Source organism: Saccharopolyspora kobensis (assembly GCF_900108315.1).
Taxonomy (GTDB): domain Bacteria; phylum Actinomycetota; class Actinomycetes; order Mycobacteriales; family Pseudonocardiaceae; genus Saccharopolyspora; species Saccharopolyspora kobensis.
The window spans coordinates 13,370-25,720 of record NZ_FNVB01000015.1; the positions used below are offsets into that span (position 1 = coordinate 13,370).

The window sequence follows — 12,351 nt, forward strand, 5'->3', positions numbered from 1 at the left end:
CCGATTTCCATTGAAATTGCGTCACCGCACCCGGCCGGAGCCCGTGCCCGGCCCGGGGATCAGTAGTTCTCCCACTCGCCCTGGGCGTGCTGGAGGATCGTCGGGTGCATGAGGGTCGAGGGCTCCATGCCGGGGATGCGCGTGCGGTCCGGCGGGAACGTCGCCGCAGCCCGCAGGGTCGGTTCGTCCAGGGAGCGCAGCGGCGGGACGTCGGCGGGCAGCCGCAGTTCCGGAGCTCCCGGCGAGGCCAACGGGCCGCGCACTCCCTCGGAATCCGCAATTTCAATTGAAATCGGACGTTCGATTTCAATTGAAATTGCATCTCCACGAGCCGCCGAGGCGATGTGGAAGCCCCACTCGCCGAAGCTCGGGACCGTGACCGCGTACGGCGCGGTGCTCAGGTTCGCCGCGCGCATGGACGCCTCGATGCACCAGAACGCCTTCGGCGCGAAGAACGGCGAGCCCGCCTGCACCACCGCGCGCGCGTCGTCGGTCATCGCGTGGCGGACCAGGCCGTAGAACTCCGTCGAGTACAGCTTCGCGGTGGCCGTGGAATCCGCGTCGGGCATGTCGACCAGCACCACGTCGTAGCGGTCGCGGTTCTCGCGCAGCCAGGTGAAGGCGTCCGAGGCGATCGTGCGCACCCGCGGGTCGTCGAAGGCGTGTCCGTTCAAAGCGGACACCCGCGGATCGGTGCGGGCGAGCTCCAGCACGGCCGGGTCCAGCTCCACCAGCGTGGCCTCGCGGACGTCCGGGTAGCGCAGCACTTCCCGCAGCACCAGGCCGTCCCCGCCGCCCAGCACCAGGACGCGCCCTCGGGGGCCCGCCATGGCCGGGTGCACCATCGCCTCGTGGTACCGGTACTCGTCCGCCGAGCTGAACTGCAGATCGCCGTTGAGGTACATGCGGGTGTCGGGAGTGCCCTTGAGCGACACCGACTCGGTGAGCACGACCTCCTGGTAGGGCGTGCGCTCGGCGTGCACCACGGGATCGGCGTACAGCGCCTGCCGCGCGGTGATCTCGAAGTCGTCGGCGAACACGTAGGCGCTCACCAGCAGCCCGCCGACCAGCACCGAGATGCCGGTCAGCACCAGCACGGCGCGCTTGGACAGCTCGCGGCGGAACACCGTCAGCACCAGCCCGATACCGGCCGCCGCGTTCACCAGGCCGACCACCAGCGCGCCCTGCACCTGCCCGAACAGCGGCAGCAGGAGGAACGGGAAGGCCAGGCCGCCGACCAGCCCACCGACGTAGTCGGCGGCGAAGAGGTCCGCGACCGCCGATCCGGCGTCCTGCCGCCGGATCCGCTGCAGCAGCACCATCAGCAGCGGGATCTCCGCACCGATGAGCACGCCCAGCACCAGCGCGGTCGCGATCAGCGCCGGGGTGTACAGGCTCAGCCACGCGAAGGCCGCGTAGAGCAGCAGCACGCTGAGCCCGCCGAGCAGGGCCAGCAGCAGCTCGATGGCGGCGAACGCCTCGGCCGCCCAGCGCTGCAGGGGCTTGGCGGCCAGCGCGCCGACACCCATCGCGAAGACCATCAGCGACAGCACGATCGACGCCTGACCGACGGTGTCGCCGATCAGGTAGCTGCCCAGCGCGACCAGCGCGAGCTCGTAGACCAGACCGCAGGCCGCACAGACGAACACCGCCACCAGCACGGCGGTCCGGGCGAGCCGGCTGCGCGGTGTGCTGGGGGCGGTGTCCGGTTCGGTGTCGGTCGCGGTCACCAGATCGCCGCGGCGATGATCACCGCGATCACCAGGTGCGCACCTGCCGACACCCAGGTCGCCGGGTGCAGGTTCGGGGTGGCCAGCTCCTCGCCGAGCTTGCCGGGCGTGATCAGGTCGATCAGCAGGAACGACAGGCTCATCAGGATCAGCCCGAGGATGCCGTAGGCGAGGGTGCCGATCAGCCCGGCGACCAGGTCGTCGGAGCTGGCCGCGATCGCCGTGGTCAGGATGACCCCGACGCCGAGCAGCCCGGAGACCAGCAGCAGCGCCGCGTTGGGGTTGCGCTGCACCCAGATCAGGTCGCGCAGCCTGCCCGGGGTGGCCAGGTCGACGAGCACGTAGCCGAGCGCCATCATCGCCACGCCGATCACCCCGTAGGCGACCGCGGCGAGCAAGCCGTGGAGCAGTTGCTGGAGCAAGGTGAAGTCCTTCTCGTGTCGTGAACGGGGTCAGCGGCCGGGTTGTTGCGGCCAGGGCGGGTGCGGCCGTCCCTGACCGGGCGGCGGCGGGCCAGGCGGTCCGGATTGCGGTGGTCCCGGTTGCCGCGGCCCGTGCTGCGGCGGCGGGAACGGCGGCACTCCCGGCTGCGAACCGGGCGGTGGTCCCGACGGCGGCGGCTCGAGCCGCGGCCCCCGCGGCGGCGAACCACCGTCCGATGTGGACTTCTGCTTGGCCCGGGCGGCGAAGCCGAGGATCAGCGCCACCACCGCGACGACGCCCAGCCCGCCGAGCCACGCCCAGGCCACCCAGCTCGAACCGGAACCGTCACCCGGCGGCAGCGGTTTCGCCGGTGCACCACCCGGTTCCTGGTCCGGCACCTGCGGGGCGGGCAGCGCACCGCTCTCCACCAGCAGCAGCGGGAGTCCCAGCGCCGCCTGACCGGTGACCGACACCGGCTCCGCGACCAGCGAGTCCGCGGTGACGCCCAGGTTCACGAAGTCCGCCAGCTGCGGCAGCGGTTCCAGGTCCGACGAGGCCCGCACCGTCACGTCGGCGACGTCCGGTTCGTCGTCGCTGGCACCCGCCGCGACGACCACCTCCACCTCGGCCCAGCGCGGGCAGGTGTCGGCCGGGACGAGCACGCCCCGGCTGGAGCCCTGGTCGTTGTGCCCGGAGGACTGCTCGACGCGTCCGGTCGAGCCGTCGACGAGCTTCCAGCCGAAGCAGATCCCGTGCAGCTTCTCGGCCTCGGCCAGCGCCTCCGAGAGCTGCTGGGCATCGGCGGTGCTGAATCCCTGGGTCAGCGCGCTGCGGTAGGTCGCGCCCTCGGTGTAGAGGGAGGTGTCGTCGGAGGTGAACTCCGTCTGCGCCGCGTCGCCGCCGAACGCGCCGACGAGCGTGCCGACGATGCCCACCGCCGCGAAGAAGACCACCACGACCACGGCGACGCCGACCCGGCGCTGAGGTCTCACGGTGTTCGTCATTTGCCCGCTCCCGGCCCTCTGCCGCGGAAGCTCTCACCGTGCGCGCTGGTCCAGCCCCAGACGCCGCCGACGTGGGTGTGGTAGCGGCGGTAGGCGTGGTCGACGTCCATCACGTGGATCACCGAGCCCTGCGCCTGCGGTTTGATCACCACCGCGTCGCGCGAGTAGCGCAGGTAGATGCCCGAGGCGTCGTTGTACTGCGACTGCGGCTTCCACTTCGAGGTGATCTGGAACGCGACCGTGCTCGGCGGCAGCGGGCTGGTGTAGGCGCGGTTGTCCGAATCTCCGCTGAGGTCCAGATGCGCCGCGCGGGTGTAGTTGTTCGCGACGTAGCCGCGCGGGCCGCTGCCGGTGGAGAACGCAGTGACCAGGCCGACGATCAGCGCGAGCACGGCCGCGGCGCCAGCGATGACGAACCAGAACTTCGGTTTCACGGGTCAGCTCGCGGTGGGGTAGATGAGCACGTCGTAGCGGCTGAGCGCCTCGCCGGTGCTGGCTTCCCAGTCCGCGCCGCCGTAGGACTCGAAGCCGAGCAGCGCGCCGTCCGACGACTCGTAGTCGTGGTAGCGCACGGTGCCGCTCTCGGCCAGCCCGGTGGTGGCCTCGCTGCGGAAGTCCGCGCTGCCGGACTCCTCGGAGTGGTAGGTGCGGCCGCCGAAGGCGATGGTCTTCGGGCCCGGCTCACCGGCGTCGTCCACCGGCGTCCACAGCGAGAGGATCAGGTCCGGGTCCTCCTCGACGGCCAGCCACACCTGGGTGCCCTTGGCGTCGTCGAGCAGGTGCTCGGACCAGGTCCAGCCGCCCTCGGACAGGCGCAGCGTGCCGCGCACGGTGAACGACCGTCCGCGCACCTCGACGATGTCACCCGCCTTGAGCGCGCGCGGGTCGCCGCGCAGCGAGTCCTGATCGCCGGTGTGGAACGGATCAGCGGGCGGCTGCGGCTGCGGTTCCGAAGCCGCGCGCTTGGCGCGCATCCCCATGACCACAGCGACCACCGCGACGATGATCAGCACGATGACGACGATGATCAACGCCGTGACCAGACCGTTCACCCGTCAGCCCTTCCCTAGCGCGAGTGTCCGGCACAGAGCGTATTAGCGAGCCGCCGACTGGATGACACGATCCACCCAAATCGTGACCAGCGTCCCCGGACGCCGGTCACGCGACCTGCGCAACTTCAATGGAAATCGGACGTCTGATTTCCATTGAAATCGCGTGGATCCCGACGCGCAGTCGGCGTGTCGGGCGACGACACGCCGACGAGGCGCGCAACTTCCATTGAAATCGCGGGCCTGATTTCCATTGAAATTGCGCAGAGCGCGGCGCGAGGGGCGGCCCCCTGGGGGCGCCCCTCGCGCCGAGCGGGTCAGGCCTAGCCCGTCAGGACGAGTGGGACAGGCCGAGCCCGTCAGGACGAGCCCGTCAGCCCGACGGGTCAGACCGAGCCCGTCAGGACGAGCCCGTCAGGACGAGCCCGTCAGGCCGACGGGTCAGACCGAGCCCGTCAGGACGAGGCCGTCAGGACGAGGCCGTCAGGCTGAGAGGAGTTGGGCGCAGCGGATCAGGCCCAGGTGGGAGTAGGCCTGCGGGTGGTTGCCCAGCGAGCGCTCCGCGATCGGGTCGTACTCCTCCGACAGCAGGCCCGTCGGACCCGCCGTGTCCACGATCTGCTGGAACAGCTCCTCCGCCTCGGTGCGGCGGCCGATCAGCAGGTACGACTCGATCAGCCACGCCGCGCAGAGGTGGAAGCCGCCCTCGTCACCGGGCAGCCCGTCGTCGCGGCGGTAGCGGTACACGGTGGAGCCGCTGCGCAGCTCCGCCTCGATCGCGGTGACGGTCGCCTGGAACCGCTCGTCCGACGGGTCGATCAGCCCGGACAGGCCGACGTGCAGCGACGCGGCGTCCAGGTCCGAGCCCTCGTAGGCGGTGGTGAAGGCCTGCACGTCCGGGTGCCAGCCGTTCTTCACCACGTCCTGCGCGATCTGGTCGCGCAGCGGCGCCCAGGACGGGTCGGCCTCGCGGCCGTAGGCCTCGGCGATCTTGACCGCGCGGTCCAGCGTCACCCAGCACATGACCTTCGAGTACACGTGGTGGCGCGGCACGTCGCGCTCTTCCCAAATACCGTGGTCCGGCTCGAACCAGCGCTGCGAGACGGCCGAGGCCATCGCCGTGACCAGCTGCCAGTCGACGTCGCGGACGCGGCCGGTGGCCTGCGCCAGGTGCGCGATCAGCTCCACCACCGGGCCGAAGACGTCCAGCTGCACCTGCTGGTCGGCGAGGTTGCCGACGCGGACCGGCCGGGAGCCGGCGTAGCCGGGCAGGCTGTCGATCACGGCCTCCGGGCCGAGGCTGGTGCCCGCCAGCGTGTACAGCGGGTGCAGCCGCTCCGGGCCGGGCAGCGTTTCGAGGACCCGGTGCAGCCAGTCCAGGAACGCCTCGGCCTCGTCGGTGGAGCCGAGCGTCACCAGCGCCTGCGCGGTCATGGCGCCGTCGCGCAGCCAGCAGTACCGGTAGTCCCAGTTGCGGACGCCGCCGATCTCCTCGGGCAGCGAGGTGGTGGCGGCGGCCATGATGCCGCCGGTGTCGGTGTTGCACAGGCCGCGCAGGGTCAGCGCCGAGCGGGCGACCAGGTCGTGCTCCACCTCGGGCAGCGACAGCGTCTTCATCCAGTCCGACCAGTACCGGTCGGCCTCGTCGCGCCGCTCGGGCTCCGGCCGCGCCGGGGACAGGTCGTCGGAGCCGCAGCGCAGCTCCAGCACGACCGGCTCGCCCTCGGACAGCTCCAGCACCGCGTGCGCCGACTCGTGCATGCCGTCGGAGCTGATCTCCCACTGCACGCCCGGCGAGTACAGCACCATCGGCTCGGCGGTGCCCTGCACCCGCAGGCCGCCGGCCTCGGCGGTCAGCCGCACCGGCACCTGGCCGAACTCGGGGCGCGGCGCGAACTCCACTTCCGCCGTGGTGCTGCCGCTGATCACCCGGATCAGGTCGGTGCGGTGGCTGTCGGTGCCGTGCGCCAGGTAGTCGGTGACCAGCAGCCGCGACCAGCGGGTCTCCACGGTCATCGTGTTCGGCACGTAGCGCTGGCCCAGCGGCAGCGGGCTGCGCTGGGTGCCGTTGCCGCCGCCGTGCGGGCGGATGCTGAAGTGGCCGGCGCCGGGGCCGCCGAGCAGGTCGGCGAACACCGCCGCCGAGTCCGGGCCGGGGTGGCACATCCAGGTCAGCCGCGCGTCCGGGGTCAGCAGGCCGACGGTGCGCTCGTTGGACAGCATCGTCAGCCGCTCGATCGGCGGGGCCTGCTCGCCGTAGAGCCAGGTCCGGCGCTCCTCCATCAGGAACGCCAGCACGGTGGCGACGTCGGCGGCGTCGCCGATCCGGTAGCCGGCCAGGGTCTCCCCGTCGCCGATCTTGATGCCCAGGTCGGGGCCGTGCAGGCGGGCGAAGGCCTTCTCGTCGGTGACGTCGTCGCCGAGGAACACCGCGGCGGTGGCACCGACCTGGTGGCGCAGGGTGTCCAGCGCGTTGCCCTTGTCGGTCTGCACCACGGCGAGCTCGATGACCTCCTTGCCCTCGGTCACCTGCACGCCGTCCCACTGGGCGGGACCGGTGCGGACGGTCTCCAGCACTTCGCCGGCGACGTCGGGTTCGGCGCGGCGGACGTGCACCGCGACGCTGGCCGGCTTGGCCTCCAGCGTCACGCCGTCCTTGCCGCGCACGATGTCCTGCAGGCCGATCTGCAGCTCGGTGCGCAGCTGGGTGGCCTCGGGTTCGAGCTCGTGCACGAACCCGACGTCGAACTCCGAACCGTGGCTGCCGACCAGGTAGACCTCGGCGGGCAGGCGGGACAGGGTGGCCAGGTCGCGCAGCGCCCGGCCGGAGATCACGGCGGTGGTGGTGGCGGGCAGGGCGGCCAGCGAACGCAGGGCGTGCACCGACTCCGGCAGCGGTTTCGCCTGGGTGGGGTCGGCCACGATGGGTGCCAGGGTGCCGTCGTAGTCGCAGGCGACCAGAAGTCGGGGTGTCCGCGCGAGCTGCACGATCTCGCGGCGCAGCTCCGCAGGCAGGGCTTCGGCGGTCAACGCCATACTCCTCATCAGGGGGGCGTGGTCAAAGAAGTTCTTTCAGAATGCGGCGTGAGCCGCATGCGGTGCAGGACTCGGCCCGCACCGCTGCGGGTTCCCAGTCGTCGTCTGGCGAGGACGGCCCGCTTGCCGCGCGTCGGTCACGCACAAGAACGGGATCCCGCAGCCAGGCGGCGTCTGAGGTTCCGCCACCGGCACCGCCACGCAAACCATTCTGAAACAACTCCAGGTCTGAGGTTGATCGATCCGGTTGCGGTCGTCGATGGTGACCGGCCGGTTCCAACCAGTATCGCTGACGCCTGGCTGTCCGTGTTGCGGACCAGTTACTCGCAGCTATTCCGCAGCAGGCGTGCCCAGAGCTTCGAGGAACGACCGCGCCCAGCGGTCGACATCGTGCGTGAGCACTTGCCTGCGCAGTGCGCGCATCCTACGGCGTCCTTCGGCCTCGTCGATGTCGAGGGCGGCCAGCAGCGCGTCCTTGACACCATCGAGGTTGTGCGGGTTGACCAGGAACGCGCTGGTGAGCTCGGCGGCGGCCCCGGCGAACTCGCTGAGCACCAGCGCTCCGCCCAGGTCGTACCGGCAGGCCACGTACTCCTTGCAGACCAGGTTCATGCCGTCGCGCACCGGCGTCACGACCATGACGTCGGCGGCGCAGTAGAAGGCGACCAGGTCCTTGCGGTCCACCGAGGTGTGCAGGTAGTGCACCGCGGGGTGGCCGACGCGGCCGAACTCGCCGTTGATCCGCCCGACCTCGCGCTCGATGTCCTCGCGCATCTGCTTGTAGTGCTCGACGCGCTCCCGGCTCGGCGTGGCGATCTGGATCATCGTCACGTCCTCGGCCTTGATCTGGCCCTCGGCCAGCAGCTCGTGCATCGCGTGCAGCCGCACGTCGATGCCCTTGGTGTAGTCGAGGCGGTCGACGCCGAGCATGATCTTGCGCGGGTTGCCGAGCTCCGCGCGCAGCGCCTTGACGCGCTGCTGGATCTCCTTGGTGCGCGCCAGCCGGTCGAGCTCGGCGGAGGCGATGGAGATCGGGAACGCGCCCACCCGCACCGTCCGGTCGCCGACCTGCACCACGCCCGGGCGCGAGCGCACGCCGACCTGGCCGCGGCTGGGTTCGAAACCGGCCAGCCTGCGGGCCAGCCACAGGAAGTTCTGCGCCCCGCCGGGCCGGTGGAAGCCGACCAGGTCGGCGCCCAGCAGGCCGCGCACTATCTCGGTCCGCCACGGCAGCTGCATGAACAGCTCGACGGGCGGGAACGGGATGTGCAGGAAGAACCCGATGCGCAGGTCGGGGCGCAGCTCCCGCAGCATCGCGGGCACCAGCTGCAGCTGGTAGTCCTGCACCCACACCGTCGCGCCCTCGGCGCTCACCTTCGCGGCGGCCTCCGCGAACCGCTGGTTGACCCGCTGGTAGGCGTGCCACCAGGAGCGGTCGAACACCGGCGGCACCACCACGTCGTGGTAGAGCGGCCACAGCGTGGCGTTCGAGAAACCCTCGTAGTACTCGGCGAACTCGGCGGCCGACAGCGGCACCGGGTGCAGCTGCAGGCCGTCGTCGGAGAACGGTTCGACCTCGATGTCGGCCACCCCGGGCCAGCCGACCCACGCCCCGCGCCGAGCGCGCAGGAACGGTTCGAGCGCGGTGACCAACCCGCCCGGACTGTGCTTCCAACGCTCGGTGCCGTCGTCGAGGCGCTCCAGATCGACCGGTAGCCGGTTGGCGACCACGACGAAGTCCGCTCGGTCGGGCGTGCTGCCCTTGCTCACCGGTATTCCTCCCGCCGTGTCAACTACCTGTCGCGAGGCTAGCTAATCCAGCCAGACCCGGCGTGCTGCGAGCGGGCCAACCCGCGCCGCGCGCCTTGCCCCCTTCCGGGCAACGGTGCATCCTCTCGTGCGCGTTTTCGGTTGCCAGCACAACCAAAAACGCGCACAGCCCTAGTCCAGCCGACGCCTGGTCGGACGCAGCGGCCCGGACAGCCGGGGCCCGGAGAACCGGCGCTCCAGCCTGCCGAGCCTGGTGCGCACCGGCTGCGCCAGGTACTCGCCGAGCACGACGCCGGCACCGAGCGCGAGACCGATGGCCGCGGCGAGCATCAGCGTGGTCGCCCCGCTCGGGCTGCCGAGCACGGACAGCTCGTACAGGCCGCGGTAGGTCGCCAGACCGGGCAGCAGCGGCGCGACGCCGGAAACCGCGATCACCAGCGACGGGATCCGCAGCCGGCGCGCGATGATGCCGCCGATGAAACCGACCACGGTGGTCGCGATCGCCCCGGCCAGCACGGTGTGCACGTCGGCCAGCGTCAGCACCGCGTGCATGCCCGCTGCGACGGCACCGCCGATCCCGGCGACCAGCAGCGGCCGCGGCGGCGCGTAGCTGGCCAGCGCGAAGCACGCCGAGGTCGACGCACCTGCGAGGACCTGCAGCGACAGCGACAGCGCCGGGGCGAGCACTTGAGCGCGCCCGAGGGCCGTGGCGTCGAGCCCGGCCATCGTGTCGCCGCCGATGCGCACGCCGACGTAGAGCGACAGCACCACGCCGGCGATCAGCCCGGCCGACATCAGCGCGAGCTCGGCCATCCGGCCCGCGGCGGTCACGTTGTAGCCGGTGATCGCGTCCTGCATCGAACCGACCACGGTCATCCCGGACAGCAGCACGATGATGCTCGCGGCCACCGCCAGCTGCGGGTTGTCCAGCCAGCCGAGGGCGTAGAAGGTCACCGCGACGCTGGTGGCGACGGCACCGCCGACGGCCTGCTGGAAGAAGAACGGCAGGGCGCGCTTGTTCAGCAACCGCCCGATCCGGTCGATCAGCGCGGTCGCGAGAGCAGCGGTCACCGGCAGCATGACGCCGCCGCCACCGCCGCCGAGCAGCACCGCCAGCGAAGCCGCCATGCCCGCCCAGGACACGGTGGCCACCCAGCGCGGGAACGGGTGCGGCGCGGTGGTGATCTTGTCGAGCTCGGCGTAGGCCTCGGCGGCGGAGAGCTCCTGGGCGATGATCTTGCGCAGCAGGTCCTCGACGTCGGCGAGCCGGGTGTAGTCGATGGAGCGGTTGCGCACCACCCGCAGCGAGGTGATCGGCGGGACCTCGGTCCCCCGGTAGCAGGAAACGGTGATCGACGTGTAGATCACGTCGACCTCGCAGTGCGGCAGACCGTAGGCGTTGACGACGGCGATGATCGTCGCGGTCACGTCGGAGGCGCCGGCGCCGCTGGCCATCTGCACCTCACCGATGCGCAGGCCGAGGTCGAGCACGAGGTGGACGGTGGACTCGTCGGGAAGCGCCGGCCCGTAGACGACGTTGCGAACCCCGGGCGGGATGGTGGCCTCCGGGTCGCGCCGCCGCAGCACACCCCGGGCGCGCTGCGTGATTCCCAATGCTGCTCTTCCCTCCTGCCGCCCAGCCTTGCGGGCGGATCGCCGTGGCTGATCTTCCCCTCGGGCATCGCCTGTCATGACCTGACCGTTGCACCTGAATTCCGTGGCGTCCATCACTGTCCGGCCGCGCCCGTCACCAGCGACCGAAGCGATGGTCCGCCAGATGTGGCCAAGCCGCTTCCCCACCCGAGCGAGCGGATGCTTACGATGTCCCCGCACCACACGACGTGCGCGCCGCTGTAGCTCAGTTGGTAGAGCGCCCGCCTTGTAAGCGGACGGTCAGGGGTTCGAGTCCCCTCAGCGGCTCCAAAGGTACCTGACCAGGTCTTTTGACGAATCCCGCACGGCCTGTCAGCTCCAGCACACAACGCCCCGCCCGATCACGTCGAGCGGGGCGCCGCCGTTTCGGCGATCAGTCGTCCGCGATTCCGCGCGGAGTCGGCATCTTCCACGCCCGGCGAACGCCGATCTCGCGCGAAAATGCCACCTAGCGGCGGAGGCGGGTGGCTGCGGCGAGGACCGGGGCGGCCACCGTCGTGGCCGCGGCGCCGAGGGCGGTGTCGGTGGCCAGGATCAGGCGCACCGTTCTCATCGCCATGGTGAGCACTTCGGCACCGCGCCGGCGCATTCCGGTTTCGAAGCGGGCGATCGCGCCGGTGAGCGTGGTGTCGTCGGTGGCCGTGCCGAGGTGGTCGAGCAGGTCGGCCGCGTCGCGGATCGCCGCACCGGCGCCCATGCCCGCCGTGGGCGGGGTGGCGTGGACGGCGTCGCCGAGGGCCGTGATGCGGCCCGCCTCCCACGGCGCGAGGTCGCCGGCCCTGGTCGAGGCGGCGTTGAAGCGGAACGCCGCCACGCCGGCCGGATCGGCACGGGCGATGACCTCCAGCGTGTGCTCGGCCCATCCTCTGACGCGGAAGCCGTCCAGCAGCGCGTTCTGCAACCGGGTGCCGCTCAGCTCGCGCAGGGAATCCGTCCCGGCGGATTCCGGGAACATCGCGCCCCAGATGTAGGTCGGGCCGGTGGTGACCGACATCCGCAGCTCGGGGGCGTCGAGAGCGGCATTGCCGACCGGGTCCAGGAATCCGATGTAGAGCGCGGCACCGCGCGGGCCGACCGCCGTCGACGAGCGGAGGCCGAGGCGCTGCTGCTCGACGGGGTCGAGGTCGGCGCGCCGGGTTCGCCCGGAGAACCCGATGATGCCCGCCGGGCGGTTGGTCGGTCCGGAGGCCAGGTGGCGGGCGACGAGCGAGTGCGCGCCGTCGGCCCCGACCACCAGGTCCGCGGTGACCGACGTGCCGTCCGCGAACGTCACCCGCGGCTGACCCTGCTGGTCCACACCCGACACGGCCCGCCCGAGGTGCAGGTCCTCGCCGACGGCTTCGGCCAGCAGCGTGCGCAGCGTGATGCGGTCGACGTCGATGCTCGCGCTGCCGGACAGATCCGGGCCGTGCCCGAGCAGGCGGCCGCGCCGGTCCCAGAACGCGTCCCGCTCCCGCAGCCGCAGCGCGGATCCCGATGCCAGCAGCCGCCGCACGATCTCCGGCGACACCAACCGCGCCAGCGCCGACTGCGCACGCTGGTCGAGCGTGATGTGGTAGCCGCCGGTCGCGGCGACGTCGGTGTCGCGGTCGTACACCGCCACCTCGTACCCGCTGCGGCGCAGCCCGGCGCCCAGCGCGAGCCCGCCGATCCCGCCCCCGACCACGGCGACGCGCATGCTCATCC

At 71.6% G+C, this 12,351-nt stretch carries 9 protein-coding genes and 1 tRNA gene; 1 reads left to right on the forward strand and 9 read right to left on the reverse strand.

The genetic code is table 11. The features are described 5' to 3' along the window. Positions 1-59 precede the first annotated feature (59 nt). The 8 genes from C4T78_RS33630 to C4T78_RS33665 form a co-directional block, all read right to left on the reverse strand. A complete protein-coding gene (locus tag C4T78_RS33630; protein WP_177247795.1) occupies positions 60-1,730 on the reverse strand; it encodes a polyamine aminopropyltransferase in 1,671 nt (556 codons plus the stop codon). Further along, positions 1,727-2,152 (reverse strand): DUF350 domain-containing protein, encoded by a 426-nt coding sequence (locus C4T78_RS33635; protein WP_093156567.1) that lies wholly within the window; start codon positions 2,150-2,152, stop codon positions 1,727-1,729. The genes C4T78_RS33630 and C4T78_RS33635 overlap by 4 nt, the downstream gene beginning before the upstream one ends. A 30-nt stretch (positions 2,153-2,182) precedes the next feature. Beyond that, a complete protein-coding gene (locus C4T78_RS33640) occupies positions 2,183-3,157 on the reverse strand; it encodes a hypothetical protein (protein WP_093357771.1) in 975 nt (324 codons plus the stop codon). Then, positions 3,154-3,591, reverse strand: a complete 438-nt coding sequence (locus tag C4T78_RS33645) for a DUF4247 domain-containing protein (RefSeq protein WP_093357770.1) — start codon at positions 3,589-3,591, stop codon at positions 3,154-3,156. The genes C4T78_RS33640 and C4T78_RS33645 overlap by 4 nt, the downstream gene beginning before the upstream one ends. Before the next feature lie 3 nt (positions 3,592-3,594). Next, complete coding sequence (locus C4T78_RS33650) at positions 3,595-4,209, reverse strand: DUF4178 domain-containing protein (RefSeq protein ID WP_093357769.1); 615 nt, start codon at positions 4,207-4,209, stop codon at positions 3,595-3,597. 480 nt (positions 4,210-4,689) lie between these two features. Further along, positions 4,690-7,242 carry a trehalose-phosphatase gene (otsB, locus tag C4T78_RS33655; protein WP_235863836.1) on the reverse strand — a complete coding sequence of 851 codons (2,553 nt, stop codon included), beginning with the start codon at positions 7,240-7,242 and terminating at the stop codon, positions 4,690-4,692. A gap of 330 nt (positions 7,243-7,572) precedes the next feature. Next, a complete protein-coding gene (locus C4T78_RS33660; RefSeq protein ID WP_093156561.1) occupies positions 7,573-9,012 on the reverse strand; it encodes an alpha,alpha-trehalose-phosphate synthase (UDP-forming) in 1,440 nt (479 codons plus the stop codon). A gap of 171 nt (positions 9,013-9,183) precedes the next feature. Next, on the reverse strand, positions 9,184-10,626 hold the full coding sequence (locus C4T78_RS33665) for a threonine/serine exporter family protein (RefSeq protein WP_093357766.1): 1,443 nt from the start codon (positions 10,624-10,626) through the stop codon (positions 9,184-9,186). 233 nt (positions 10,627-10,859) lie between these two features. On the opposite strand from C4T78_RS33665, the gene C4T78_RS33670 reads away from it, so the two are divergent. Beyond that, positions 10,860-10,935, forward strand: a tRNA-Thr gene (locus C4T78_RS33670). A gap of 178 nt (positions 10,936-11,113) precedes the next feature. On the opposite strand, the gene C4T78_RS33675 is transcribed toward C4T78_RS33670, so the two are convergent. Then, positions 11,114-12,349: an FAD-dependent oxidoreductase gene (locus tag C4T78_RS33675; protein ID WP_218161733.1), complete on the reverse strand. Its 1,236-nt coding sequence runs from the start codon at positions 12,347-12,349 to the stop codon at positions 11,114-11,116. Positions 12,350-12,351: the final 2 nt, after the last annotated feature.